Here is a 24,593-nt window from a genome sequence, read left to right on the forward strand (position 1 = left end):
ATAGATGCTCTCGCGCCTGTCGATCCGCGATATCGTCCTGATCGAACGGCTGGACATCGATTTCATGCCGGGCTTGTCGGTGCTGACAGGTGAAACCGGCGCCGGCAAATCCATCCTGCTCGACGCATTGTCGCTCGCGCTCGGTGCGCGCGGCGATGCTTCGCTTGTGCGCCATGGGGCAACCCAAGGGCAGGTGACGGCCGTCTTCGACGTTGCGCGCAACCATCCGGCGCGGACGCTGCTCGCCGACAATGCCATCGACGACGACGGTGACATCATCCTGCGCCGGGTGCAGACCGCCGATGGCCGCACCCGTGTCTTCGTCAACGACCAGCCTTCCAGCGTGACCTTGATGCGCGACATTGGCCGCGCCCTGGTCGAGATCCACGGCCAGCACGACGACCGCGCGCTGGTCGATGGCGGCGCACACCGCGAAGTGCTCGATTCGTTCGGCGGCCATGTCGGCGAGGCGAGGGCGACCGCCGAGGCCTGGAAACTCTGGCGTGCGGCCGAGCAGGAACTGTCGCGCCATCGCGCCCGCGTCGAGGCTGCCGCGCGCGAAGCGGAATATCTGCGCGCCTCGGTGACCGAATTGGCGAAGCTCGACCCGCAACCGGGCGAGGAAAGTGAACTCGCCGAACTGCGTGCCGCGATGATGCGCGTCGAAAAGATCGCTTCCGAAATCCAGGACGCCCAGGACGTTTTGTCCGGCTCGTCGTCGCCGCTGCCGCAACTGGCAAGCCTGTTGCGCCGCCTGCAGCGCAAGTCGGCCGAGGTGCCCGGCCTGCTCGACGAGGTGGTGAAATCTCTCGACGAGGCGATGATCTCGCTGGATGCGGCGCAGTCGGGTGTCGATGCCGCACTTCGGGCCACCGAATACGATCCGCAGCGGCTGGAAAAGGCTGAAGAGCGCCTGTTTGCGCTGCGCGCCGCGGCCCGCAAGCACAATGTCGCCGTCGACAACCTGGCGCAGCTGCGCGACACGATGGTTGCCGACCTTGCCGACCTTGATGCGGGTGAGGGGCGGCTGCACTTGCTGGAGCAGCAGGCGAAGGGCACGCGAGATGCCTATGACCGCATAGCTGCCAGCCTGTCGGAACTGCGCAAGACGGCAGCCGAAGGATTGCGCAAGACCGTCATGGCCGAACTGCCGGCGCTCAAGCTCGAGCGGGCCGAATTCATCGTCGAGATGGCCAGCGAAGCCGACAACCGCATGCAGGAAGGCATCGACCAGGTCGAATTCTGGGTGCGCACCAATCCGGGCACGCGGCCCGGGCCGATGATGAAGGTGGCGTCTGGCGGCGAGCTTTCGCGCTTCCTGCTCGCGCTCAAGGTGGCGCTTGCCGACCGCGGCTCGGCACCGACGCTGGTCTTCGACGAGATCGACACCGGCGTGGGCGGTGCGGTGGCCGATGCCATCGGCCAGCGACTGGCGCGACTTGCCAACCGTGTGCAGGTGCTTTCGGTCACGCATGCGCCGCAAGTCGCAGCGCGCGCGGCGACGCACTTCCTGATCTCCAAGAAGGGCAACACCGACAAGGTGGCCACCGGCATCCACGAGATGGACCGTCCGGCGCGCCAGGAGGAGATTGCCCGTATGCTCTCGGGTGCGACGATCACCGAAGAGGCGCGCGCCGCCGCGGAGCGGTTGCTACGCGAGAATGTTGCCGCCGCTTCCTGAGGGATGGTAGCGACGGGAACATGTCAGGAGCCTTTGCGATCCTGCTGATTTGCGTGGGCTTTTGGTGAAACCGGCTCCCCTGCACATGCTTCCTGATTTATGGTGGCGCCGCAATTTGGCCGGAGCCGCAACATGTCCGAGAAATCAGTCGATTCGCTAAGCGAGGCAGAAGCCGCGGCCGAGCTTGCGCGGCTGACCGAAGAGATTGCCGGCCATGACCTGCGCTATCACGCCGACGATGCGCCGACGATTTCGGACGCCGACTATGATGCGTTGCGCCGGCGCAACCTCGCGATCGAGCAGCGCTTCCCCCAACTGGTACGCGAGGATTCGCCGTCGAAGTCGGTTGGCGCGGCAGTGTCGGAGAAATTCGGCAAGGTTGCCCATGTCGTGCCGATGCTGTCGCTCGACAACGCTTTTGCCGACGAGGATGTGAGCGAGTTCGTCGGCCGCATCAGGCGCTTCCTCAGGCTTGGCGCGGACGAGCCGGTGATCATCACAGCCGAGCCGAAGATCGACGGCCTGTCGCTGTCGATTCGCTACGAGAACGGGCGGCTGGTGACGGCGGCGACACGCGGCGATGGCCAGGTCGGGGAAAACGTCACCGCCAATGCCCGCACCATCGCCGACATCCCGAACGTGCTGTCGGGCGATTTCCCCGAGGTGCTGGAGGTGCGCGGCGAGGTCTATATGAGCCACGTCGATTTCGCCGAGCTCAACCGCCGCAACGGCGAGGCGGGCAAGCAGATTTTCGCCAATCCGCGCAATGCGGCGGCAGGCTCGCTGCGCCAGCTCGACACCTCGATCACGGCCAGCCGGCCGCTTCGCTTCTTTGCCTATGCCTGGGGCGAGGTGAGCGAGATGCCGGCCGACACCCAGATGGGCATGGTTGCAGCCTTCGGCCGTTATGGCTTCAAGACCAATCCGCTGATGAAGGTGTTCGACAGCGTCGAAGGCCTGCTGTCGCAATACCGGACGATCGAGGCCAATCGGGCGACGCTCGGTTACGACATCGACGGCGTGGTCTACAAGGTCGACCGCCTCGACCTGCAGCAGCGGCTTGGCTTCGTCTCGCGCTCGCCGCGCTGGGCGATCGCGCACAAGTTCCCGGCGGAGAAGGCGACGACGACGCTGCTCGGCATCGACATCCAGGTCGGCCGCACCGGCTCGCTGACGCCGGTGGCGCGGCTGCAGCCGGTGACAGTCGGCGGCGTTGTGGTGACCAACGCCACGCTGCACAACGAGGACTACATCAAGGGCATCGGCAACAGCGGCCAACCGATCCGCGAGAGCCGCGACATCCGTGTCGGCGACACGGTGATCGTCCAGCGGGCAGGCGACGTCATTCCGCAGATCCTCGATGTGGTCATGGAAAAGCGGCCGGCGGAGGCGCAGCCATACCAGTTCCCGACTCGCTGCCCAGCCTGCGACAGCCACGCGGTGCGCGAGGAGGGCGAGGTGGTGCGGCGCTGCACCGGCGGCCTGATCTGCCCGGCGCAGGCGGTGGAACGGCTTCGCCACTTCGTCTCGCGCAATGCCTTCGATATCGAAGGGCTCGGCGAAAAGCAGATCGAGTTCTTCTTCCAATCGCAGGATCCGGCGCTGCATATCGGCTCGCCCGCCGACATCTTCACGCTCAAGCGTCGGCAGGAGGGCTCGCTGACCAAGCTAGAGAACATCGACGGTTTCGGTGCGACCTCGGCGCGCAAGCTGTTTGCGGCCATCGACGATCGCCGCCAGGTCGAGTTCTCGCGCTTCCTGTTTGCGCTCGGCATCCGCCATATCGGCGAGACCAATGCCAAGCGGCTGGCCCGCCACTACGTCAGTTTCGACGCATTCCGCGCTGCCGGTACCACTGCGGTGATGCCAGAGGGGAAGGGCGACAAGGGCAACGCCGCCTGGCAGGAACTGACCGGGGTCAACGGTATCGGCGGCATTGTCGCCGAAGCGGTCGTCGAATTCTTTGCCGAGGAGCACAACCGGCAGGTGCTCGACGCGTTGTTGGCGGAAGTGACGCCGCTCGACGAGGAGCGTATCGGCGACGTGTCCTCGCCGGTCTCTGGCAAGACAGTTGTCTTTACCGGATCGCTCGAAAAGATGTCGCGCGACGAAGCCAAGGCCATGGCCGAGAAGCTGGGGGCCAAGGTGGCGGGCTCGGTGTCGAAGAAGACCGACCTGGTGGTGGCCGGGCCGGGCGCGGGGTCGAAGCTCAAGGCTGCGACAGACCTCGGCATCGAGGTGATCACCGAGGACCAGTGGTTCGAGCGCATCGGGCAGGCGGGCTGACAGACTTCATGCGTGCACTTGCCATCGACTTCGAAACTGCCAACGAGCAGCGCAGCAGCCCGTGCTCGGTGGGCCTGGCCTGGATAGAGGACGGCGCGGTCATCCGCGTCGAAGAGAGGCTCATTCGCCCGAAGGACATGCGCTTTTCGCGCTTCAACATCGCCGTCCACGGCATCCGCCCCGAGCATGTCGAGGATGCGGCGGAGTTTCCCGAGGTGATGGAGGAGTTCGAAGACGATCTCGGCGATGCGCTGGTCATAGCCCACAACGCCGCTTTCGACATGAGCGTCATGCGGGCGACCTATGCGCTGTATGGCATCGCCTGTCCTGATATCGACTATGTCTGTACGCTGAAGATGGCAAGGATGGTGTGGCAGGACCTTGCCTCGCACCGGCTCAACGAGGTGTCGCGCCACATCGATTTCTCGTTCAAGCACCACAATGCGGCCGAGGACGCGCATGCCTGCGGCGAGGTGGCATTGGCGGTTGCGCGCAAGCTCAATGTCTCTGCGATGCGCGACCTGCCGACCAGGCTCGAGATGACGACGGGCCGTCTCCACGCCAGCGGTTACTCGCCTTGCTCGGTGAAGCGAGCCAAACCGGCGCGATAGTTTCGCTGATCGTTGGCTCAACCGAATTGATGTGACAGGCAAAGCCGGCTGACTTATTCAGACATCCGCGCAGAGCGGTGCGCGTCGGTCCGCTGCCTGCGGTGGCTATTTGACCTGCGCATCGTGCATTCCGAATATCAAAGATCGATTCTCGGGCCGATGCGCCACGGAGGCCGAATGTCTGATCGTCAAACCGAATTCTGGCAAGGTGCGCGTCTGAGCGTGCCGGTCGTGGTCGCGTCCGCGCCATTCGCCATCCTGTTCGGCGCGCTCGCCGTCGACAACGGCTTCAGCGTCGCTGAAGCAACTCTGATGAGCGCCACTATCTTCGGCGGCGCGAGCCAACTCGTCGGCATCGAGCTGTTCGGCCAGCATGTCGCCCCCTGGCTCATCGTGCTGTCGATCTTCGCGGTCAATTTCCGCCACGTGCTCTATTCTGCGGCGATTGGCCCGCACATCGCGCACTGGCCCTGGGTCCAGCAGGCAATCGGCTATTTCTTCCTGACCGATCCGCAATATGCCGAGGCCGAGCGCATCCGCGAGCAGGGCGAAAAGGTCGGCTTCGCCTGGTACATGGGCATGGCGCTGACGCTGTATATTTGCTGGGTAGTCGAAAGCTGCATCGGCGCGCTGTTCGGCCGGCTGATCCCTGATCCGCATGCAATAGGCCTCGACTTCCTGCTGCCGATCTATTTCCTCGGGCTGGTGATGAGTTTCCGCAAGCGCCCGCGCTGGCTGCCCATAGTGGTTGCGAGTGCCGTGGCTTCGATGATCGCCTACAAGACGGTCGGTTCGCCCTGGCATGTCTCGATCGGTGCGCTCGCGGGTGTGCTGTTTGCTGCGGCGATGCCGGTGCGGCCCGGCGAGGCGGCCACAGTCGATGAAACGGCGGAGGTGGTGTCGTGAGCACGACGCTGTGGATCATCATTGCCGGTGCGGTCGCCACCTATCTGACCCGTATCGGTGGCCATCTCGTCATTTCGCGCTTCGAGCGTATCCATCCGCGTGTGGAGGCGGGCCTGAACGCAGTGCCGGCGGCGGTGCTGACCACGCTGGTGGCGCCTGCCGCACTTTCTGCCGGTCCGGCTGAACTCACAGCACTTGCGGTGGCAGCCGTTGTTTCGCTGCGCGGCGGATTGATGACGATGTTCCTGGCGGGAGCTGCCGTGCTGATCGCCATGCGGCATTTCATCGGCTGAGCAAAAAGCCGGCCGCCGTGGCGGCCGGTGTCTTCATTGGCCCGATCAGACGATCGGTGCAGTCGCCTGTTCGAGCCAGGCCAGCGTTTCCCCGTCGAGCATCGGCCCAATTTCTGCAAGCACGCGCGCGTGGTAGGCGTTCAGCCAATCAAGCTCTTCGCGAGTCAGGAGATCGGCGCGCAGCAGGCGCTGGTCGAAGGGGGCCAGCGTCAACGTCTCGAAGCCGTGCATGGCAATGTCGCCGCCCGGGATCGCCGCGGCCTGTGTCACCAGGATCAGGTTTTCGAGCCGGATGCCGTAGTGGCCTTCCTTGTAGTAGCCTGGCTCGTTGGACAGGATCATGCCCGGCAGCAGCTTCTCCATGCCGGTCTTGGCGATGCGCTGCGGTCCCTCATGCACGGCGAGGTAGGAGCCGACGCCGTGGCCGGTGCCGTGGGCGTAGTCCAGCCCATGCTTCCACAAGGCGATGCGTGCCATGGCATCGATGTCGGCACCGCGCGTGCCGGCCGGGAACCTGGCGATGGAAATTCCGATCATGCCCTTGAGCACCAGGGTGAAGCGCTCGCGCATCTCCTCGGTCGGCTTGCCAACCGGCATCGTGCGAGTGATGTCGGTGGTGCCGTCCTGATACTGCGCGCCCGAATCGAGCAGGAACAGCTCGCCGTCGCCGAGCACGCGGCTGGTGGCGCGCGAGACGCGGTAATGCATGATCGCGCCGTTGGCGCCGGCTCCCGAAATGGTGTCGAAGGATACGTCGCGCAGCGGCATCTGGGTCTCTTCGCCGGTCTGGCGGCGGCATTCTTCGAGACGGCTGACGACGGCGATCTCGTCGAGCTTGCCCGGCTCCTGCCGGTCGAGCCAGCAGAGCAGCTTGGCGACCGCTGCACCGTCGCGGCGATGGGCGGCGCGTGAGCCCGAGATCTCGGCGCTGTTCTTGGTGGCGCGCGGCAGGCGAGCAGGGTCGGGTGCAGAAACCACCGTGCCGCCATTGTCCTCGATCAGGGCACGCAGCCTGTCGGCGGCAAGCACCGGATCGAGCGCGATTCGCGCACCTGATTTGGCAAGCGCCGCGACTGCGTCCTCGAGCTTGCCCGGTGCCTTGATGTCGGCGAGTTGGGTGAGATAGGCCTCTTCGGTGCGGCCGAGCTTGCGCTTGTCCATGAAGACGGCATGCGAACCATCGGCGGCCAGAATGGCAAAGCCCAGTGCCAGCGGAGTATGCGGCACGTCGCCGCCGCGGATGTTGAAGGCCCAGGCGAGCGAAGACGGGTCGGTCAGGATCGCATGGGTTGCGCCTTCGTCGTCGATTGCCGCTGCAAGCCGCTTGAGCTTGTCCTTGGCGAGTTCGCCGGCCAACGCCTCGGGATGGATCTCGACGGGGGCCAGCGGCGCGTCGGGCTGATCTTCCCAGATCGCGTCGATGGGATTGCGGGCAAGCGGGACCAGCACCGCGCCGACCTTCTCCGCCGAGGCGGAAAGCGCCTTGACGTCGCCCATGGTGTGCAACCACGGGTCGAAGCCCAGTCGCGCACCCGTGGGCAGGTTTTCCCTGATCCAGGCGGCCGGCGGGTTGTCGATCAGGCTCTCGATCGAAAAGATGCCGAGATCGACCTCGTCGCGCACCTGCAGCGTGTAGCGGCCGTCGACGAAGACATAAGCGCTCTTGCCGAGCACGATGGTCACGCCGGCCGAGCCGCTGAAGCCGGTCAGCCAGCGCAGCCTGTTCGAGCGCGGGGCAACATACTCGCCCTGGTGCTCGTCGGCGCGCGGCACGATGAAGCCATCGAGCCCGTTCTCCTTGAGCCACTGCCTGAGGAGCGCCGTGCGCGGCTTGCCGACGGAGGGATCGCCGGCTGAATCGAAGGACTGGAACATGATGGTTTCCCGGAATCTGGATTTCCGGCGAACCTATCTTTGTGCGCCACCGGTGGCAACGCCGCCAGCTTGGGCCACGATGTCAGTTCTTGAGGTGGATCGTCACCCAGCCTTCGCGGTGGAAGGTTTCGACATGACGGAACTTCGCTGCGACATAGGCTTCGACCACCGCGTCGTGCTGGCGGTCGAGGATGCCCGAGAGAACCAGTGAGCCGCGTGGGGCGAGATGCGCTGCCATTTCAGGCGCAAGCTGCATCAGCGGCTGCGCCAGGATGTTGGCGACGATCAGGTCGAACGGGCCGCGTGCGGCGAAGATCGGATCGTCGAAGCCTGCCGCCGTTGCCGTTTCGACGTGATCGCCGGTGCGGTTGAGGCGGACATTGGCCGCGGCGACTTCGGTTGCAACCGGGTCGATGTCGGTGGCGAGCACCGGGATGGGCGCCAGCTTGGCAACCGCAATGGCGAGAACCGCGCTGCCGGTGCCGAGGTCGAGCGCGTTGGCCGGGTTCTCCTCGGCAATGACCTTTTCGATCATTTCGAGGCAGCCGGCCGTCGTGCCGTGATGGCCGGTGCCGAAGGCGAGGCCGGCTTCGATCTCGATGGCGATCTGGCCGGGGCGCACGTCGTCGCGGTCGTGGCCGCCATGGACGATGAAGCGGCCGGCCTGGACCGGCTTCAGGCCTTCGAGCGACTTGGCCACCCAGTCGATATCGGGCAGGACCTCGCGGGCGATCGGACCGGTGTGGCCCGCCTCTGCGAGGGCTGCGGCCATACGGCGCTCGATGTCTGCGACCTCGCCGTCCGTATAGAGCGACACTTCGTGGATATCACGATCCTCGTCGACTTCGATCACCGCGATCGGCCAGCCATCCTCCTCGAAAATTGTGTCGAGCGAGGCGAAGATGCGGTTTGCCGCTTCGCGGCCGGTGGTGAAATAGAGCCGTGTCTGGGTCATGTCGGGTCCGGTCGAGGAGGGTCAGCCTTCGTTCGCCAGCCGCTTGAGCTTGGCGAGCGCAGTCTCTGGGTTCTCCTCATAGGCGATGGTGCCGAAGAAATCACCCTTGCTGTCGAGCAGCAGGACAGACGCGGTGTGGTCCATGGTGTAGTCGCCGCCCTCGGTCTCGACCTTCTTGGAATAGATGCCGAAGGACTTGGACATGGCCGCGATCTTGGCCGGGTCGCCGGTAATGCCGGTGATGCGGTCGGAGACGTTGCTGACGTAGGTGTTCATCACCTCGGGCGTGTCACGCTCGGGATCGACCGAGACGAAATAGGCGCGGATGTTCTTGCCTTCGTCGCCCATCTGCTTGAGCAGGCCGTCGAGCTCGAACAGCGTCGTCGGGCAGACCTCCGGGCAGTGGGTGAAGCCGAAGAAGACGGCGCTCGGCTGGCCGCGGAAGGCGGCTTCGGTGATCTCGGCGCCCTTCTGGTCGACGAGCACGAAAGGCGCGCCGAAGGCCTGGGCGCTGTTCTTGCTGCTGTACCAGTCGAAGGTCAGCCAGCCGACGCCGGCGGCCATCAGGATCAGAATGCCGGCAAGGATCGTGCGCATCATCGAATGTGATTCCATGGTGTGATTGGTAACGGCTTCAGAAGCACCAGGACATGCCTGCTTCGACCAGTGACATGAAGATGCCGGCGTCCTTGTCCAGCCAGGAGGCAAAGGCGAGGCCGCTGGACGCCGCAAACGCCGCTAGGCCGAGCGCGATCCACGCGACGGTCTTGAGCGATATGCGCCGAGGCTGTTTCATCAACCCTACATAGCGCGCCGCGCGCTTTGCCAAAAGGGACATGTTGACGCCCTCATTCGTCCACAAGACACCATTTCGAGAGGAGGATGCATCATGATGCGGCTTGCAACGCGCGGGCCGCCGACCCAAGTGTGGGGCGGACACCATTCCAGGAGGTTTCGATGCGGCTTGCCTTTTCCGTCCTTGCCACCGCCCTTACGCTCGGGGCCGCGGCTCCAGCCTTTGCCCAGCAGGTGGGCGAAGTCGGCGTCGACTGGCTCGGCAACGACATCATCGTTGAGGCGATCAAGGACCCCGAGGTCGAGGGCATCACCTGCCACGTCTCCTATTTCGACCGTGGCGTGATCGACCGGCTGCAGAAGGGCAACTGGTTCGAGAACCCCTCCGATTCGGCGATTTCCTGCCGTCAGACCGGGCCGATCACCATCGGCGAGATCGATCTCGGCGAGGAAGGCGAAGAGGTGTTCAAGCAGGGCATCAGCCTGATCTGGAAGGAGCAGGTGGTGAACCGCATCTACGACAAGAAGAACGAGACGCTGATCTATCTCGCGCATTCGCGCCAGGTTCAGGACGGCTCGGCCAAGATGTCGATGACGACGGTGCCGCTTTACGGCCAGGAGGTCGTCTGGACCAAGGGCAAGCCGCAATAGCTTGCGGGCGAGGTGGCGCGGGCGTAAATCCGCGTCATGGACACACCAGCAGACCTTCGCTTCAAGGACGACGAACCGCGCATCCACCCGACGTCAGAGCTGAAAGGCTGCCGGCTCGGCCGTCATGTCGCTGTCGGCGAACGTGTCGTGCTGCGCGAGGTCGTCGTCGGCGACTACTCCTATTTCGAGCGCCACGCCGAGGCGATCTACACCACCATCGGCAAGTTCTGCTCGATCGCCGCCAACAGTCGCATCAACGCGCTCGAACATCCGATGGAGCGGCTGACCACCCACAAGGTGAGCTACCGCCCCAACGAGTATTTCCGCTATCTCGGCGTCGACGGCGCTTTTCGCGAGCGCCGCAGGGCAAAGCCGGTGAGCATCGGCCATGACGTGTGGATCGGCCATGGCGCGGTCATCATGCCCGGGGTGACGATCGGCAATGGTGCGGTGATCGGGGCGAATGCGGTGGTGACGAAGGATGTGGCGCCGTTCGAGATCTTCGTCGGCGTGCCGGCCAGGCGGCTGAAGATGCGGTTTCCCGCCGAAATCGCCGCCCGCATCGAAGCATTGGCCTGGTGGGACTGGCCGGCCGAGCGGCTGTTCGAGGCCATTCCCGACATGCAGAGCCTGCCCATCGAGGCGTTTCTCGACCGCTGGGAGGCGGCCACGGGCTGATGCCGAGGCGTCGCTGTCACAGCGGCACGGAACCGGGAGTGGATGTCGCGTGTTTTCCTTCGCCGGACGAAGGGATCTGCGATGTTCGAGAGGGTGTTCACCAGGATTGCCAACAGGGTTGCTTATGCCGCCGGGCTGCCGCTGACCTTTCTCGGCTGCTGCCTGATCGTGCTCGCGTGGGCGGTCTCCGGGCCTGTGTTCGGCTTTTCCGACACCTGGCAGCTGGTCATCAACACCGGCACGACCATCATCACGTTCCTGATGGTGTTCCTGATCCAGAATACGCAGAACCGCGATGGCGCGGCGATGCAGGCCAAGCTCGACGAGCTTATCCGCGTCGGCAAGGCGCAGAATTATTTCATCGGCATCGAGCACCTGACCGAGACCGAGGTCGAGGACATCAGACGCAAATGCGAGGAAGCGGCCAAGCGGCACGACGCGAAAGCGGGGGCAAAAGCGTAAGTGGCGCCGCGGTCCAGCTTCTGGAAGGTTGACGCTGGGCGGCCTGGGGAACAAAATCGAAGCGGGTTGGGTTTTGTGGCGTGACTGCTTGGTTGGACATCCTGAAAGAGCAGGCCAAAACCGGCGCGGAGATGGCGCGCGAGGTGCCCGCGACGCTTGCCAACCCCGACATCAGCCGCGACCAGGTGAAGAAGCTGTTTGCCGCGCTCGAGCAGCAGGCCGAATTCGTCGAGAAGCTGCGGCAGGTGCTCGAGGCCAATGACTTCGAACCGGAGGTGCTGGTCGCCGCCGAAAAGCTGGAAGACCGCTATGCCGAACTGGCGGCATCCGTTGCCGAGCGGCTGAAAGCGATGCGCGGCGGCAGCGCGCCGACCCGCCGGCAGTAAGGTTCCTCCTGCCTGAGAAGCAAGCCGGGTGCGCCTTGCGCGAACGTGCGGGCGATGTTCAGGCCGGTGCCGTGCCGCTGTGAATGACCTTCTTGATTTCTGCACGGAACCCCGGAGTGTCCTTTTCGCCATGGACCGCTACCGCGTGCTGGACGGCGGCGTTGATCAGCTCGTCCTCGGTATCGGCGGCGATCGCCACCGTGCACTTCATTTCGCTCGGGAATTCACGGCAATCGATATATTGGCGCATCGTCTTCGCCTCCCTGCGATAAAAGTTAGCGCTTGCTAATTTTATGCCTGGGACGTGACGGCAGCAACCGATATGTGGGCCGGCAAGCGGTTTGGGCCGGGGCCACGATGTAGGCGGGTGGCCGAGCGCGATCTCGCGCGGCTAAAGGCTCGGGCTGCGGAGGAGGGGATGCCCTACCAGACGCTGATCAACTCGATCCTGCATAAGTATGTGGAGGGGTGAGGGCCTCATACCGCGTTCACAAACCCGTCCAGCACCTTCTTCTGTCCGGCCTTGTCGAAGTCGATGGTCAGCTTGTTGCCGTCGATGGCCGAGATGTTGCCGTTGCCGAATTTTTGGTGGAACACGCGGTCCCCTACCTTGAAGCGCGACGGTTCTGACGCGACGGACTTGGCCACCAACTCGCCCTCGATGGTACGGCCCTTGACCGAGCCGCGGCCGGCGCCAAAGCCTGAATCGGTTTCGCCATAGCCGATGCGCTCGACCGAATGACCGGAGCGCGAGCCCCAGTTACGGTCGGTGGCTTCGGTGCGGTTCTGCTGCGCGCGCTGCCAACCCGGCGTGGCATAGGTGTTGGAGAAGGATTTCTGGCCGACGTCGTCGAAACGCGAGGCGCCGTAGGGGTTGCGGCCGCCGCCACCGTAGCCGCCGTATGAATTGCCGGCGTCGGCGACCTCGACATGCGCCTCGGGCAGTTCGTCGAGGAACCGCGAGGGGATTGTCGATTGCCACAGGCCGTGGATGCGGCGGTTGGAGACGAACCACAGATGCAGGTTCTTCTTGGCGCGGGTGAGGCCGACATAAGCGAGGCGGCGTTCTTCCTCCAAGCCCGAGCGGCCGCCCTCGTCGAGGGCGCGCTGGTGCGGGAACAGGCCTTCCTCCCAGCCGGGCAGGAACACGGTCTCGAACTCCAGGCCCTTGGCCGAGTGCAGCGTCATGATGTTGACGGCGTCGAGGTCCTCGTTCTTGTCGGCATCCATGACGAGCGCGACATGCTCGAGGAACGAGCGCAGCGATTCGTATTCCTCCATCGAGCGGATGAGTTCTTTGAGGTTTTCGAGCCGTCCCGGCGCTTCGGCCGAGCGGTCGTTCTTCCACATGTCGGTGTAGCCGCTCTCTTCGAGGATGGTCTCGGCGAGTTCGTTGTGCGGCGTGTTGTCGAGCGCCTTTTGCCAGCGCTCGAAATTGGCCGCGACCTCGCGCAAGGCGGCACGCGGCTTAGGCTTGAGCTCGTCGCTTTCGGCCAGATTGCGCGCCGCTTCGAGCATCGGCACGCCAAGGGCGCGGGCGGTGTCGTGGACCTGGCGGATGGCGGCTTCGCCAAGGCCGCGCTTGGGGATGTTGACGATACGCTCGAAGGCGAGGTCGTCGGCGCCCTGGGCGACGACGCGGAAATAGGCCATGGCGTCGCGGATTTCCTGGCGCTCGTAAAAGCGCGGGCCGCCGACGACCCGGTAGTTGACACCAAGGGTGACGAAGCGGTCTTCGAACTCGCGCATCTGGAACGAGGCGCGGACGAGAATCGCCATGTCGTTGAGGTTGTGCTTCTGGCGCTGCAGTTGCTCGATCGTCTCGCCGACGGCGCGGGCTTCCTCCTCGGAGTCCCAGGCGGCGTGGACATTGACCTTGCCGTCTTCGGGATCGTTGCGATCGGTGAACAGCGTCTTGCCGAAGCGGCCCTCATTATGGGCGATGAGATGGGAAGCGGCACCGAGGATATGAGCGGTGGAGCGGTAGTTGCGCTCGAGCCGGATGACGACGGCACCCGGAAAATCCTTGTCGAAGCGCAGGATGTTGTCGACCTCGGCGCCGCGCCAGCCATAGATCGACTGGTCGTCGTCGCCGACGCAGCAGACGTTCTTCTGGCCCGGCGCGCCGGTCTCCTGCGCGAGCAGGCGCAGCCACATATATTGCGCGGTGTTGGTGTCCTGATACTCGTCGACGAGGATGTATTTGAAGCGCTTGTGGTATTCCTTCAACACGTCAGGATAGGCGCGGAAGATACGGATCGGGTGGCACAAAAGGTCGCCGAAATCACAGGCGTTCAGCGTCTGCAGCCGGTCCTGATAGGCTTTGTAGAGTTCGCGGCCCTTGCCGTTGGCGAAGGCGCGCGCATCGCCCTCGGGGATCTCGGCCGGGCCGAGCCCCTTGTTCTTCCAGCCGTCGATCATCATGGCGAACTGGCGCGCCGGCCAGCGCTTGTCGTCGAGGCCTTCGGCCTGGATCAACTGCTTGATGAGGCGGATGACGTCGTCGGTATCGAGGATGGTGAAGTCGGAGCGCAGGCCGGCCAGTTCGGCATGGCGGCGCAGCATCTTGACGCCGATGGAGTGGAAGGTGCCGAGCCAGGGCATGCCCTCGACGGCCTCGCCGACAAGCAGGCCGATGCGCTGCTTCATCTCGCGCGCGGCCTTGTTGGTGAAGGTGACGGCGAGGATCTGGCTGGGGTAGGCGCGGCCCTGGCTGAGGATGTGGGCGATGCGGGTGGTGAGCACACGCGTCTTGCCGGTGCCGGCGCCGGCGAGCACCAGGACCGGGCCTTCGGTGGTCTCGACAGCTTGGCGCTGCTCGGGGTTCAGGCCCTTGAGATAGTCGGCTGCGGCGGGCGCCTGGCGGGCGGCCATGGCGCGCGCGGCAATACCGCTCGGCGCAGGTGTGCTGCCGGGCCGGGGCGGCATTCCGCCGGGCTCGTCGAAAAACGGCATGTCGTCCGGAAAGTCTGACATTTGCCCCGAATGTAGTGATTCGGGGCGGAAAGGCCAGCCGCGTCTCTGTTTTGTTCTGGTTTAGGCGGGGAAAGTGGCGGCCTTGACCTGAATGCTCTGGCATGGCTAGCTTGCCACACGGCTGGATGTGGCCGGCAGCCCGCGCCCCGACAAGGGGTATGGCGAACACATCGGACGCTTCCGTCACCTGATCCCAAGGGATGGTGAGAGCATCGGCAATGCGGGCACCTGATGGACATGCTCACCGGAACCCGAGGATCGGAAGATCATGCGAACCTATCGTGATGCAAAGGCGATGGCGAAGGCCATGCGCGAGGCGCTTGCCCAAAAGAACCTCGATGTCAGCCACAGCGAGGCGCTCGAAATCGTTGCCCGGCAGTTCGGTGTCGACAATTGGAATATCCTGTCGAGCAAGCTGGAGAAGGTGGAAGAGCCTGCCACCGGTGCGGTGAGCTTCACCCAGCCGGTGCCGATCTTCCGCATCTTCGACGAGGACAAGGCGAGGGGCTTCTACGAGGGCTTTCTCGACTGCAAGGTCGACTGGGAGCATCGCTTCCATCCCGGCGCGCCGCTCTACTGCCAGGTATCGCGCGGTGGCTTGAAGCTGCACCTGTCGGAGCATTCGGGCGACGCCAGCCCCGGTGCGACTGCTGTCTGCTACATGCAGGGTGTGGAAGCATTCCAGAAGGGGCTGATCGCCAAGGACTACAAATACAACCGTCCGGGCCTGCAGCATCAGGACTGGGGGCTGGAGTGCGAGGTGATCGACCCGTTCGGCAATCGCATCCGCTTCATGGAAAGCCAGGATTGATCAGCGTCTTAGCTGCGCCCGAGGCCCGGGCACCTCCACTGCACGGCGGTGCCCATTCACGCAACCGTGACACCACCTACATTTGCATACGCTAAACTCGCCGCCTGATGTCGAAGACAGGGAGCGAGTCATGACCAGACCTGCCATCACCCAGGCGATGATCGACGCCTATGACGAATACACCCACCTGACGCTCGACCGGCGCCATTTCATGGAGACGCTGACCAAGCTCACCGGATCGGCTGCCGCGGCGGCGGTGATTGCACCGATGCTTTCGGCCAACCAGGCGCGGGCGGCCATCGTTGCCGAGGACGACACGCGGCTCAAGGCCGAGGAGATCACCTATCCCGGCGGTGCCAGCGAGATGAAGGGCTATCTCGTCCAACCGGCGGAAAATGCGGGCAAGCTGCCGACGATCATCGTCATCCACGAAAACCGGGGCCTCAATCCGCATATCCGCGACGTGGCGCGGCACATCGCGCTCGAAGGCTTCGTCGCGCTGGCGCCCGACTATCTGTCGCCGCTCGGCGGCACGCCGCCTGACGAGGAAAAGGCGCGCGAGATGTTCGGCCAATTAGATGCTGCGCAGACGGTGGCAAACGGCGTCGCGACGGTGGCTTTCCTGAAGGGTCACGAAAGCGGGAACGGCAAGGTCGGCGCGGTCGGCTTTTGCTGGGGCGGTGGCACTGTCAATCTGCTTGCCGTCAACGCGCCGGACCTCGGCGCTGGCGTCGCCTATTATGGCGCACAGCCCAAGGACGAGGCGGCCATCGCCAACATCAAGGCGGCACTGCTCTTGCATTATGCCGGGATGGACGAGCGCATCAACGCCGGCATCGACGCCTACAAGGCGGCGCTGACGAAGGCTGGCAAGGATTTTGAGGTTCACGTCTATGACGGCGCCCAGCACGCCTTCAACAACGACACGTCCGAGGCGCGCTACAACAAGGAGGCGGCGGACCTGGCCTGGGGCCGGACAATTGCCTTTTTCAAGGAGAAGCTGGCCTGATCTGCCTTGTGGCAGGCGTGAGCCGTTCGCGCGCGCCTGCGTGCTTCAGGCCACACCGCGCTTGGAGCGGGCCTGGCGCAGGATGACGCGCCAGCGTAGCATCTCGATCGGGATCGGCCCGTTGTTGTTGGCGATCTCGAAGATTTCGTTGTTGATGTTGCGGAGCGAACGCCAGAAATCGTAGTCGCTGATGCGCGGGTCGCAGGCAAGCTTGCTGGCTGTCGTTTCGATGTCTGTTTGCATGCCTTGCCTCAAGCCGTCCGGTGCCCGCCGCGACTCAACTTCGCTGCGTGGGATTGTCGGGGTGAGGGTGCAGCCGATCAACGAACCGGTGGCTGTGATGCAGGTTATGAACAGGTAAGGTTAATCGCCTGTGGCCCTTCAGCCACTATGTCGGCTTGCGCCTGATGCCGATCGAGCGGCCGGCGCGTTCCGGCATGGGCAATTGGGCGTGGGCGGCACCCATTGCCTGAAGGTTCGCCATGATGTCCTCCGGGAAGGGTGCGACCTTGGGGCCGGTCATGTCGACATGCAAAGCGAGATATTCCGACGTCGCCGCCAGCCAGCCGTCGACGTGGAGCAGCTCCTGGTAGACACGCAGTCGCTTGTCGTCATGGTCGAGCAGCTGGAAGCTCGCGGTGACGCGGTGTTCGAGATGCAGTTCCTGCACATAGCAGACGTGGACTTCCGCCGTGTAGATGGTGAGCTTTCGGTCGCGGACGTAAGCAGCCCCCATTCCGAGCAGATCGAGCGCCTCGTCGCTGCAGCGGTCGAACAGGACGTTGTAATAGGCCATGTTGAGGTGGCCATTATAGTCGATCCAGCCTTTCTCAATCTCCATGACGCGTGACACGAACGGGGCTGGCATGGCGTAATCCTTTGGTCTTCTGTTGCGCTGGACAAACCGGACAGGGTGGCAGATTACCCGAGCATAGGGTGCCGGCAAGGCGGCATGCTGTTCCAATCGCGGAGGAAAACATGGCTTTGAGCGACCTGAAGGCGATGGCGCGGAACGAGGAAGGGATCGCCACCGCTCTCGGCATCCTCAAGCAGAAATTTGGCGCGCGCTTCCAGGCCGGCCAGGCGATCCGTGAGCAGCATGGCCATACAACGACCTATCTGCCCAACCAGGCGCCCGACGGCGTGGTGTTCGCCGAAAGCACGGCAGACGTGCAGGACGTCGTGCGGGTCTGTGCGGAACATCGCGTGCCGGTCATCGCCTTCGGCACGGGCACGTCGCTGGAAGGCCATGTCAACGCGCCGGCAGGCGGCATCTCGGTCGACACCTCGCGCATGGACAAGGTCGTCTCCGTCAATGCCGACGACCTCGACTGCACGGTCGAGGCGGGTGTGACGCGCGAAGCGCTGAACACCTACTTGCGCGACACCGGCCTGTTTTTCCCGATCGATCCCGGCGCCAACGCCAGCCTCGGCGGCATGGCGGCGACCCGCGCCTCGGGCACTAATGCGGTGCGCTACGGCACGATGCGCGAGAACGTGCTTGCGCTGCGCGCCGTGATGGCTGACGGCAGCGAGGTGGTGACCTCGCATCGCGCCAGGAAAAGCTCGGCCGGCTACGACCTGACGCGGCTTCTGGTCGGGTCGGAAGGCACTCTCGGCATTATAACCGAGGTGACGCTTAAACTGCAGGGCATCCCGCAGGCGATTTCGGGCGGGGTCTGTCCGTTTCCGAACGTCGAGGTGGCTTGCCAGGCGGTGATCGCGACCATCCAGATGGGCATTCCGGTGGCGCGGATCGAACTGGTCAACGCGCTGCAGATGCGGGCGATGAAGATCTATTCCAAGCTCGATTATCCCGAAAGCCCATGCCTGTTCCTGGAATTCCACGGCTCGGACGCCGGTGTGGCGGAGCAGGCGGAAAACTTTGGCGAGATCGCTGCCGAATATGGCGGCGGGCCGTTCCTATGGACCACGGTCGCCGAGGAGCGGGCGAAGCTGTGGAAGGCGCGACACGATGCCTATTGGGCGTCGCAGACGCTGCGCCCCGGCGCACGCGCGCTGTCGACCGATGCCTGCGTGCCGATCTCGCGGCTGGCCGAATGCATTGCCGAGACTGAGGCCGACATCGAGCGGCTGGGGCTGATCGCGCCGATCGTCGGACATGTCGGCGACGGCAATTTCCACACGCTGGTGCTGATGGACCCGAATGACCCAACAGACATCGGCCGCGCCGAGGAGTTCGTGAAGCGGCTGGCCGAGCGGGCGATATCAATGGACGGCACCTCGACCGGCGAGCACGGCATCGGCCAGGGCAAGATGGGTCTGATGGAGCGCGAGCACGGCCACGGAGTGGCTGTGATGCGGGCGATCAAGCAGGCACTCGACCCACAGAACATCCTCAATCCCGGCAAGATGCTGCCACCGGCGGACTAGGCGAACGTTGACCTGAGGTCGCCGACTTGCTACTGCGCCGCCGTCCAACAGGAATTTCATGCGCAGAGACTTCAATCGTTGAAGCGTCGGCCAGCGGGCCGATGACAGCCGAGAGGCTGAACGGGCGCTTGCGCCTTTCTCTGACACGTAAATTCCAAGGATAATTCCATGAAACACGCTCACGGCGCGACGGTTCGCGCCTATTCCGACACGGCTGATCGCATACGACTGGCCGAAATCTGGCTGGACGCTTCGCGCATCGGCCATCCGTTCCTGACGGAGGAGGATCTTCTCGCCCAACAGGCCAAGGTGCGGGACGTCTACCTGCCGCAGGCGGAAAACTGGGTGGCCGAGATAGACGGCAAGCCGGCAGGCTTCATCGGCCTGATCGACAACTTCATAGGCGGGTTGTTCGTCGACCCGGCCGCTCATGGCCATGGGCTGGGCAAGGCGCTGGTGCTGCATGCAGCAAAGCTGAAAGGCGCGCTCGAGGTCGAGGTCTATGCCGACAATTTGTCGGCCGTTGCCTTCTACCAGCGCATGGGTTTCGTCGAACTGCTGCGGCATGCTCATGACGACGAAGGCAGGCCGCTCGAGGTGATCCGCATGAGGCGGGCGGCATAACGACCAGCCGTCGCTTTTTGCGGGAGAGGCTACGCCGCGGCGTTGACGCGCCGCGGCGTACAGCCCAACATGCCACCAAATGACCACGCTCCTGCGCTTAGACGCTTGGGACGCATGAAAAGATTTGCCCCGAGGCAATGCTCGCTCGCCTGTTCGTAATATTTGGTGGACTGTTTGTACTGGCGCTGCTTGCGGCTCTGGTGGGGCCGTATTTTATCGACTGGTCCGGCTACAAGGCCGAGTTCGAGCGCGAGGCGAGCGCCATTCTCGGCCGCAAGGTGGCTGTGCAGGGCGACGTGCGCGCGCGAATCCTGCCGTTTCCGTCGGTGACGTTTTCCGATGTGACGGTGGGCGGCGGGGCCGACGGCAAAGATGCCATGACTGTCGAGACGTTCTCGATGGATGCGGAACTGGCGCCGCTGCTGCGCGGCGAGTTCCTGATCTACGACATGCGGCTGGTGCGGCCGAAGGCGACGATCGATGTGGCTGCCGACGGCACCGTCGACTGGGCGATGCGGCCTTCGGCGCCCTTCGATGCCAAGCAGATCTCCATCGAGAAGCTGACCGTCACCGAGGGGCAGGTGAGGGTGCGGCATGGAACCAGCGGGCGCGACCAGCTTCTGTCGGAAATCAACACCGAGATTTCGGCCAAGTCGCTTGCCGGCCCATGGCGGATGGACGGCTCGCTCCGCATCAACGGGATGAAGACGCAACTGTCGGCTTCGACCGGCTCGGTCGACCCGACCGGCCAGATGCGGCTACGGCTGCGGGCCACACCCGAACGCCGTGGCTTCGTGCTGGAAAGCGACGGCAATGCGAGCATGGACAAGGGGCGCGGGCTTTATGCCGGCAATTTCAGCGTCATCGAGGCCCAAGCCGAGCCGCCGGCCGCCAAGGGCGACAAACCCAAGGCGCCAGCCAAATCTGCGGGACCCGGCTTCAGGCTGAAGGGCAAGTTCGCGCTCGACCACGCCAGGCTCACGGTCGAGGAGTTCCGCTTCGAAAGCGGGCCGCTCGACAATCCCTACACCGCCGACGGCACGGCGGAGATCGACCTTGGAACCACGCCGCATTTCTCGATTGCCGCCAACGGTGCGCAGGTGCGCTTCGACGAGGCGGTGGGCGGGGAAGCCGCGGGAGCCGGGTTTTCGATCTCGCAGCGCCTGACGGCGCTGGAGAGCGTGCTGGTCGACCTGCCGCGGCCGACGATACCAGGTACCATCGACGTCGACCTGCCGGCGATCGTCGCCGGAGACACCACGGTGCGGGATGTCAAACTGTCGGCCGAGCCGGGCGAGGGCGGCTGGAAGCTGAATTCGGTGGCTGCGACGCTGCCCGGGCGCACGCGGCTGGAGGCCGACGGTTTCCTGAAAACGGAAGACAGTCTGGGCTTCGATGGCCAGTTGCTGCTGGCGGTCGGACAGCCCTCGGGCTTTGCCGCCTGGGTGGCGCGGGATGTCGATGAGGCGGTGCGCCGGCTGCCGGCCGCCGGGTTCAAGGCCAAGGTGGCGCTGACGCGCGAACAGCAGAAGCTCGACGACATCGAGCTGATCCTGGGCAAGGCCAAGTTCACCGGCGAGCTGGACAGCCTGCAGCCGGGCGATGCGCGGGCTTCGGTGACGATGAAGCTCGATGGCGGCGAACTCGACCTCGAAGGTCTGCGCGCCTTCGCTTCGCTGTTCGTCACCGACCAGGGCGCCAATCGCTTTGCCGACAGCGATCTCGATCTTGCAGTGAAGGCTGGACCGGTGAACCTTGCCGGCCTGAGCGCCGAAAGCCTGGATACGGCCCTGCGCCTGCGCGAGGGCGTGCTGGAGATCGACAGGCTGTCGATAGGCGAGCTGGCTGGCGCTTCGTTGAGCGCAACCGGCCGTATCAAGGATTTTCCTGCCACGCCAACCGGCAACCTCGATGCGTCCGTGGTGGCGGTGGATCTCGCACCGCTGGTCGCGCTGGCGGCCGCACAGTCGCCAGACAACAGGCTGCTGGCGGGTCTTGCCGCGAGCGCGGCGGCCTATCCGGGCCTGCTCGCCGATGCCCGCATCGATTTCGTCGCCAGTGCCGTGGAGAACGGCAACGGTTCGACCGGCGTCGCGCTGAGCGCACAGGGCAAGGCCGGTGGCTCCGACCTGCTGGCGACCCTTTCGGCGCCGGCCTTTGAAGGGTCGTTGCAGGGCGCACAGATCGCGCTCAATTTTTCCGCCCGCAACGAGGACGCGACCAGCCTGATGGCGCTCGCCGGCCTGCCGGCGCTGCCGCTCGGCGTGATCGGGCCGGGCGAAATGGAGGTGGCAGCGAAAGGTGCTGCGCAGAACGGACTCGAGGTCATCGCAAGTCTGAAGGGCGACGACGCCTCCGGAGGTTTTGCTGGGACGGTCGCGCTGCGCGACGAGGGCCCGAGCCTGAAAGGCAGGGCGACGTTGCGCGCCGCCGATGTCGAGCCGTGGCTGATGACGGTGGGCGTGGCCCTGCCGGGCATGGGCACGGGCAAGGCGGTCGATCTTGCCGCGGACGCCAGCTATGCCGGCGGGCCGTTGTTGCTCGACAGGCTGGACGGCACCGTGAACGAGGGTGCGGTGGTCGGCAATCTCAGGGTGGAGCTGGTCGGCGGCGTGCCGCATCTCGGCGGTTCGCTGACGCTCGACGAACTCGACCTCGCGCCTTTTGCCGAGATGATGCTTGGCGCCAGGGCGCTGGAGAGCAGCGACGGGGCCTGGCCGGCAGCGCCATTTGAGCAGAAACCGGTCGCGCCGTTCACCGCCGACCTCGAGATCGTCGCCGGCACACTAGCCGCCGAGCCGCTGGCGACCGCCAATGATGCGGTGCTGGCGCTGAAACTCGATGGCCAGTCGCTCAGGCTCTCAAGCCTCAGGGCCAAGCTGTTCGGCGGCGCCCTGGAAGGCTTGATAGAACTCAAGAACAATGACGGCACGGCCTTGCTGAGCAGCCAGCTGAAACTCGGCTCCGCGGAAGTTGGCGGGATCCCGGGCGCGGGTTTGCTGGGCGGCAAGGGTGATTTTTCGGCGACCTTTTCTGGCAGCGGCAAGTCTATCGAGGGCCTGGTTGCTTCGTTGTCGGGCTCCGGCACCGCTGTTGTCGACGGGCTGACCGTGCCCGGATTGAACCCGGATGCGTTCGCTCCGCTGATCGCCAAGGCCGACGCGCTGGGCCGCGACATCAACGGCGCGCGTGTCGCCGAGTTCGCTCCCGGGATCGCTGGCGCCGGCAGCTTTGCCGCGGAAAAGGCAGACGTCGCCTTCACCATCGCGGGCGGCATCCTGCGCGCGCCACCGCTGACGCTGAAGAACCCGTCGGCGACACTTGCCGCAGACCTGCGTGCCGATCTCAACGACGGCGTCGTTGCGGCGAATGGCAACATCACCTACGCGCCGGGCAAGGAGGCCCTGGTGGGCTCGGAACCGGTGCTTGGCTTCCGCATCGAAGGCGAGCCGGGGGCGACCGCGCTGTTGTTCGACAGCGAGCCGATGGCGCAATTCCTGACCCAGCGTGCGCTGGAAAAGGAACAGGCGCGCGTCGAGGCTATGCAGGCGGTGTTGCTGGAAAAGCAGCGGCTGCGGCGCGAGGTGCGCTATTTCGCCGGTCTCCAGGCCGAGCGCGAACGTATTGCGGAAGAAGCGCGGCTGGCCGAGGAAGCCCGCATTCGCGCCGAGCAAGAAGCGAAGGCCAGAGCCGAGGAAGCCCGGCTCAAGGCCGAAGAGGAAGTCCGCGCGGCGGAGGCCGCCGCCAAGGCGCAGGCCGAAGCCGTCAGGCAAAAGGCGCTCGAGGATGCCGGCAAGGCTCGTCGGGCGGTGGAAGAAAAGGCGCATCTGGAGGCCGAGCAGAAGGCAAAACTAGAAGCTGAGGAAAAAGCCAGGCGCGAGGCCGAAGCGGCAAAACCTGCGCCGGTTTCGGAAATCGAACGGGCGCCGCTGCCTGATGCCCGGCCAATGGCAATGCCGGATCAGGCGATCCCGGCAGAGCCTGCGCCCCCGCCGCCCGCCGAAGCACCCGTCAAGAAGAAGCTCGAACCGCTCAGTCTCGACGACTTCTTCAAGTCGTTGCAGAGCCAATAGGCAGGCAGGCAGCTCCCCAGTGGCAGTTTCAGCCGACCTTGGCCTTTTTCAGGACGTCGTTGATACGGCTTTGCCAGCCTTTGCCGGTGGCCTTGAACTTGGCGATGACATCGGGATCGAGCCGGATCGAGACGACCTGCTTGGGCGCCTCGACCGAGGGGCGGCCGCGAGCGCGGCGTGCTTCTTCGATGCCTTGGAAGAATTCTGGCGGCAAGACTTCCTGAGCCGGGCGAAATTGGGCCAGTTCTTCCTCAGTCAGTTCCGGGCTCTCCACGGCATCCCAATCTTCCTTGGTGTAGCCGTGTCCAGGTTCGAACGCCTTTTTCAGTGTCTTGCCGGTCATGACTGAACCTTCCTTTCCTGAGCGCTTGCTGGCCTGAAGCTGATGACGGACATCGCTTCCGTGCCCAGTGTGGTGAAGATCACCACGGCGACCCGATTGTCGAAGTAGCCGACTGCCTTCATTCGTCGACGACCGGCGTTGTCTGGCCGGGCAGGTTTGATGACAGCAGACTCCCAGCCGAAAAACACTACGTCAGCGAAGTCGAAGCCGTGCTTTTCGAGATTGGCCAGACGCTTTGGTTCGTCCTAGACGATCTTCATTAAAAGTATTACTTTTAATCTCTGAGGTCAAGAATAAACGTATTACGAAAAATGTATCTGGCAAGGATAGTATCCCTGCAGCCTGATGGCTAGCGGCCGGACCGCTCGGCCGCACCGCGCTTTGCCTGTTCCAGCACGAAGAGCCTGAGCGCGGAGGACAGATTTGCCTCGCGCGGGCGCTGGGCGTCGACTTCGGCAACGAGGGCGGCAAGGGGAATGCCGCGCGTGGCCGAGATGGCGACAAGGTCGTCATAGAAGGGTTTTTCCAGCGAATAGCTGGTGCGGTGACCGCGAATCGTCACTGAGCGTTTTTCGACAAGGCTCACTGGCCGGATTTTTCCGGGTCGCTGTCGCGGCGGTGGCCGTCGACGAATTTCTCGGCGCGGTCGGCGGTCAGCCGGTCCCGTGCCTTTTCCGCTTTGGTGCGGCCGTGCAACGCGCGGTTCTGGTCGGCAACGGTCTCGCGCTCGGCCCGCGCCTTGTGCTTCCTGAACTGGCGGAGATTGACGACGTCGGCCATGGAC

The 24,593-nt window shown here is 64.6% G+C and carries 25 protein-coding genes and 1 pseudogene; 14 read left to right on the forward strand and 12 right to left on the reverse strand.

The window, feature by feature from the left end:
• The first annotated feature begins 4 nt into the window (after positions 1-4).
• The 5 genes from recN to O1Y97_RS12650 all read left to right on the forward strand — a co-directional run bounded on the left by recN (position 5) and on the right by O1Y97_RS12650 (position 5,777).
• The gene (recN, locus tag O1Y97_RS12630; RefSeq protein WP_318761249.1) at positions 5-1,681 is read left to right on the forward strand and encodes a DNA repair protein RecN; all 1,677 of its coding nucleotides are present in this window, start codon (positions 5-7) and stop codon (positions 1,679-1,681) included.
• A 132-nt stretch (positions 1,682-1,813) separates the two neighbouring features.
• Positions 1,814-3,967: an NAD-dependent DNA ligase LigA gene (gene ligA, locus O1Y97_RS12635; RefSeq protein ID WP_318761250.1), complete on the forward strand. Its 2,154-nt coding sequence runs from the start codon at positions 1,814-1,816 to the stop codon at positions 3,965-3,967.
• Between the two features lie 8 nt (positions 3,968-3,975).
• Positions 3,976-4,578, forward strand: coding sequence for a 3'-5' exonuclease (locus O1Y97_RS12640; RefSeq protein ID WP_318761251.1), 603 nt, complete (start codon positions 3,976-3,978; stop codon positions 4,576-4,578).
• A gap of 177 nt (positions 4,579-4,755) precedes the next feature.
• Positions 4,756-5,484: an AzlC family ABC transporter permease gene (locus O1Y97_RS12645; RefSeq protein WP_318761252.1), complete on the forward strand. Its 729-nt coding sequence runs from the start codon at positions 4,756-4,758 to the stop codon at positions 5,482-5,484.
• Positions 5,481-5,777, forward strand: coding sequence for an AzlD family protein (locus tag O1Y97_RS12650; protein ID WP_108607638.1), 297 nt, complete (start codon positions 5,481-5,483; stop codon positions 5,775-5,777). Before O1Y97_RS12645 ends, O1Y97_RS12650 begins: the two co-directional genes overlap by 4 nt.
• Before the next feature lie 45 nt (positions 5,778-5,822).
• Here the strand turns inward: O1Y97_RS12650 and O1Y97_RS12655 are convergent, their stop codons facing one another.
• The 4 genes from O1Y97_RS12655 to O1Y97_RS12670 form a co-directional block, all read right to left on the reverse strand.
• Positions 5,823-7,652 carry an aminopeptidase P family protein gene (locus tag O1Y97_RS12655; RefSeq protein WP_318761253.1) on the reverse strand — a complete coding sequence of 610 codons (1,830 nt, stop codon included), beginning with the start codon at positions 7,650-7,652 and terminating at the stop codon, positions 5,823-5,825.
• 82 nt (positions 7,653-7,734) lie between these two features.
• Positions 7,735-8,607 carry a 50S ribosomal protein L11 methyltransferase gene (locus O1Y97_RS12660; protein ID WP_318761254.1) on the reverse strand — a complete coding sequence of 291 codons (873 nt, stop codon included), beginning with the start codon at positions 8,605-8,607 and terminating at the stop codon, positions 7,735-7,737.
• A gap of 21 nt (positions 8,608-8,628) precedes the next feature.
• Complete coding sequence (locus O1Y97_RS12665) at positions 8,629-9,207, reverse strand: SCO family protein (RefSeq protein WP_108609836.1); 579 nt, start codon at positions 9,205-9,207, stop codon at positions 8,629-8,631.
• Positions 9,208-9,241: 34 nt separating this feature from the next.
• On the reverse strand, positions 9,242-9,445 hold the full coding sequence (locus O1Y97_RS12670) for a hypothetical protein (RefSeq protein WP_318761255.1): 204 nt from the start codon (positions 9,443-9,445) through the stop codon (positions 9,242-9,244).
• 119 nt (positions 9,446-9,564) lie between these two features.
• Between O1Y97_RS12670 and O1Y97_RS12675 the strand changes: the two genes are divergently transcribed.
• From O1Y97_RS12675 to O1Y97_RS12690, 4 genes are all read left to right on the forward strand, one after another.
• Positions 9,565-10,053, forward strand: a complete 489-nt coding sequence (locus tag O1Y97_RS12675) for a CreA family protein (protein WP_108607642.1) — start codon at positions 9,565-9,567, stop codon at positions 10,051-10,053.
• A gap of 36 nt (positions 10,054-10,089) precedes the next feature.
• Entirely contained in the window at positions 10,090-10,731 is a 642-nt protein-coding gene (locus O1Y97_RS12680) for a DapH/DapD/GlmU-related protein (RefSeq protein WP_318761256.1), read from the forward strand.
• 81 nt (positions 10,732-10,812) lie between these two features.
• Complete coding sequence (locus tag O1Y97_RS12685; protein WP_318761257.1) at positions 10,813-11,193, forward strand: low affinity iron permease family protein; 381 nt, start codon at positions 10,813-10,815, stop codon at positions 11,191-11,193.
• 80 nt (positions 11,194-11,273) lie between these two features.
• Positions 11,274-11,579: a hypothetical protein gene (locus O1Y97_RS12690; RefSeq protein WP_318761258.1), complete on the forward strand. Its 306-nt coding sequence runs from the start codon at positions 11,274-11,276 to the stop codon at positions 11,577-11,579.
• 58 nt (positions 11,580-11,637) lie between these two features.
• On the opposite strand, the gene O1Y97_RS12695 is transcribed toward O1Y97_RS12690, so the two are convergent.
• Both O1Y97_RS12695 and O1Y97_RS12700 read right to left on the reverse strand, forming a co-directional pair.
• Complete coding sequence (locus O1Y97_RS12695) at positions 11,638-11,829, reverse strand: DUF1059 domain-containing protein (RefSeq protein ID WP_108607646.1); 192 nt, start codon at positions 11,827-11,829, stop codon at positions 11,638-11,640.
• A 227-nt stretch (positions 11,830-12,056) separates the two neighbouring features.
• The gene (locus tag O1Y97_RS12700) at positions 12,057-14,555 is read right to left on the reverse strand and encodes an ATP-dependent helicase (RefSeq protein WP_183260391.1); all 2,499 of its coding nucleotides are present in this window, start codon (positions 14,553-14,555) and stop codon (positions 12,057-12,059) included.
• A 268-nt stretch (positions 14,556-14,823) separates the two neighbouring features.
• Between O1Y97_RS12700 and O1Y97_RS12705 the strand changes: the two genes are divergently transcribed.
• Together O1Y97_RS12705 and O1Y97_RS12710 are read left to right on the forward strand one after the other, a co-directional pair.
• Positions 14,824-15,366 carry a glyoxalase superfamily protein gene (locus O1Y97_RS12705; protein WP_108607648.1) on the forward strand — a complete coding sequence of 181 codons (543 nt, stop codon included), beginning with the start codon at positions 14,824-14,826 and terminating at the stop codon, positions 15,364-15,366.
• 130 nt (positions 15,367-15,496) lie between these two features.
• Positions 15,497-16,375 (forward strand): dienelactone hydrolase family protein, encoded by an 879-nt coding sequence (locus O1Y97_RS12710; protein WP_318761259.1) that lies wholly within the window; start codon positions 15,497-15,499, stop codon positions 16,373-16,375.
• Between the two features lie 45 nt (positions 16,376-16,420).
• Here O1Y97_RS12710 and O1Y97_RS12715 read toward each other — a convergent pair whose 3' ends face one another.
• Both O1Y97_RS12715 and O1Y97_RS12720 read right to left on the reverse strand, forming a co-directional pair.
• A complete protein-coding gene (locus O1Y97_RS12715; protein ID WP_108607650.1) occupies positions 16,421-16,618 on the reverse strand; it encodes a hypothetical protein in 198 nt (65 codons plus the stop codon).
• A gap of 145 nt (positions 16,619-16,763) precedes the next feature.
• Positions 16,764-17,243, reverse strand: a complete 480-nt coding sequence (locus tag O1Y97_RS12720) for a thioesterase family protein (protein WP_318761260.1) — start codon at positions 17,241-17,243, stop codon at positions 16,764-16,766.
• A gap of 110 nt (positions 17,244-17,353) precedes the next feature.
• Here O1Y97_RS12720 and O1Y97_RS12725 point away from each other — a divergent pair, with 110 nt between their 5' ends.
• The 3 genes from O1Y97_RS12725 (at position 17,354) to O1Y97_RS12735 (ending at position 23,466) form a co-directional block, all read left to right on the forward strand.
• The gene (locus O1Y97_RS12725; protein WP_318761261.1) at positions 17,354-18,769 is read left to right on the forward strand and encodes an FAD-binding oxidoreductase; all 1,416 of its coding nucleotides are present in this window, start codon (positions 17,354-17,356) and stop codon (positions 18,767-18,769) included.
• Positions 18,770-18,937: 168 nt separating this feature from the next.
• Positions 18,938-19,393, forward strand: coding sequence for a GNAT family N-acetyltransferase (locus O1Y97_RS12730; protein ID WP_318761262.1), 456 nt, complete (start codon positions 18,938-18,940; stop codon positions 19,391-19,393).
• Between the two features lie 137 nt (positions 19,394-19,530).
• Complete coding sequence (locus O1Y97_RS12735) at positions 19,531-23,466, forward strand: AsmA family protein (RefSeq protein ID WP_318761263.1); 3,936 nt, start codon at positions 19,531-19,533, stop codon at positions 23,464-23,466.
• Positions 23,467-23,494: 28 nt separating this feature from the next.
• Here O1Y97_RS12735 and O1Y97_RS12740 read toward each other — a convergent pair whose 3' ends face one another.
• The 4 genes and pseudogenes from O1Y97_RS12740 to O1Y97_RS12755 all read right to left on the reverse strand — a co-directional run bounded on the left by O1Y97_RS12740 (position 23,495) and on the right by O1Y97_RS12755 (position 24,589).
• Positions 23,495-23,809 (reverse strand): BrnA antitoxin family protein, encoded by a 315-nt coding sequence (locus O1Y97_RS12740; protein ID WP_318761264.1) that lies wholly within the window; start codon positions 23,807-23,809, stop codon positions 23,495-23,497.
• Positions 23,806-24,051, reverse strand: a pseudogene (locus tag O1Y97_RS12745) (BrnT family toxin); the annotation flags it as partial. The gene O1Y97_RS12740 and the pseudogene O1Y97_RS12745, both read right to left, overlap by 4 nt.
• A 107-nt stretch (positions 24,052-24,158) precedes the next feature.
• A complete protein-coding gene (locus tag O1Y97_RS12750; RefSeq protein ID WP_318761265.1) occupies positions 24,159-24,395 on the reverse strand; it encodes a ribbon-helix-helix domain-containing protein in 237 nt (78 codons plus the stop codon).
• Positions 24,392-24,589: a DUF4169 family protein gene (locus tag O1Y97_RS12755; protein ID WP_108607658.1), complete on the reverse strand. Its 198-nt coding sequence runs from the start codon at positions 24,587-24,589 to the stop codon at positions 24,392-24,394. Before O1Y97_RS12755 ends, O1Y97_RS12750 begins: the two co-directional genes overlap by 4 nt.
• Positions 24,590-24,593 lie beyond the last annotated feature (4 nt).

The organism is Aminobacter niigataensis, from assembly GCF_946995915.1.
GTDB classification, from domain to species: domain Bacteria; phylum Pseudomonadota; class Alphaproteobacteria; order Rhizobiales; family Rhizobiaceae; genus Aminobacter; species Aminobacter niigataensis.

Coding starts and splice junctions, on each gene's coding strand:
- recN (WP_318761249.1), top strand. CDS start 5: ATGCTCTCGCGCCTGTCGATCCGCGATATCGTCCTGATCGAACGGCTG.
- ligA (WP_318761250.1), top strand. CDS start 1,814: ATGTCCGAGAAATCAGTCGATTCGCTAAGCGAGGCAGAAGCCGCGGCC.
- O1Y97_RS12640 (WP_318761251.1), top strand. CDS start 3,976: ATGCGTGCACTTGCCATCGACTTCGAAACTGCCAACGAGCAGCGCAGC.
- O1Y97_RS12645 (WP_318761252.1), top strand. CDS start 4,756: ATGTCTGATCGTCAAACCGAATTCTGGCAAGGTGCGCGTCTGAGCGTG.
- O1Y97_RS12655 (WP_318761253.1), bottom strand. CDS start 7,652: ATGTTCCAGTCCTTCGATTCAGCCGGCGATCCCTCCGTCGGCAAGCCG.
- O1Y97_RS12660 (WP_318761254.1), bottom strand. CDS start 8,607: ATGACCCAGACACGGCTCTATTTCACCACCGGCCGCGAAGCGGCAAAC.
- O1Y97_RS12665 (WP_108609836.1), bottom strand. CDS start 9,207: ATGATGCGCACGATCCTTGCCGGCATTCTGATCCTGATGGCCGCCGGC.
- O1Y97_RS12670 (WP_318761255.1), bottom strand. CDS start 9,445: ATGTCCCTTTTGGCAAAGCGCGCGGCGCGCTATGTAGGGTTGATGAAA.
- O1Y97_RS12675 (WP_108607642.1), top strand. CDS start 9,565: ATGCGGCTTGCCTTTTCCGTCCTTGCCACCGCCCTTACGCTCGGGGCC.
- O1Y97_RS12680 (WP_318761256.1), top strand. CDS start 10,090: ATGGACACACCAGCAGACCTTCGCTTCAAGGACGACGAACCGCGCATC.
- O1Y97_RS12685 (WP_318761257.1), top strand. CDS start 10,813: ATGTTCGAGAGGGTGTTCACCAGGATTGCCAACAGGGTTGCTTATGCC.
- O1Y97_RS12695 (WP_108607646.1), bottom strand. CDS start 11,829: ATGCGCCAATATATCGATTGCCGTGAATTCCCGAGCGAAATGAAGTGC.
- O1Y97_RS12700 (WP_183260391.1), bottom strand. CDS start 14,555: ATGTCAGACTTTCCGGACGACATGCCGTTTTTCGACGAGCCCGGCGGA.
- O1Y97_RS12705 (WP_108607648.1), top strand. CDS start 14,824: ATGCGAACCTATCGTGATGCAAAGGCGATGGCGAAGGCCATGCGCGAG.
- O1Y97_RS12710 (WP_318761259.1), top strand. CDS start 15,497: ATGACCAGACCTGCCATCACCCAGGCGATGATCGACGCCTATGACGAA.
- O1Y97_RS12715 (WP_108607650.1), bottom strand. CDS start 16,618: ATGCAAACAGACATCGAAACGACAGCCAGCAAGCTTGCCTGCGACCCG.
- O1Y97_RS12720 (WP_318761260.1), bottom strand. CDS start 17,243: ATGCCAGCCCCGTTCGTGTCACGCGTCATGGAGATTGAGAAAGGCTGG.
- O1Y97_RS12725 (WP_318761261.1), top strand. CDS start 17,354: ATGGCTTTGAGCGACCTGAAGGCGATGGCGCGGAACGAGGAAGGGATC.
- O1Y97_RS12730 (WP_318761262.1), top strand. CDS start 18,938: ATGAAACACGCTCACGGCGCGACGGTTCGCGCCTATTCCGACACGGCT.
- O1Y97_RS12735 (WP_318761263.1), top strand. CDS start 19,531: ATGCTCGCTCGCCTGTTCGTAATATTTGGTGGACTGTTTGTACTGGCG.
- O1Y97_RS12740 (WP_318761264.1), bottom strand. CDS start 23,809: ATGACCGGCAAGACACTGAAAAAGGCGTTCGAACCTGGACACGGCTAC.
- O1Y97_RS12755 (WP_108607658.1), bottom strand. CDS start 24,589: ATGGCCGACGTCGTCAATCTCCGCCAGTTCAGGAAGCACAAGGCGCGG.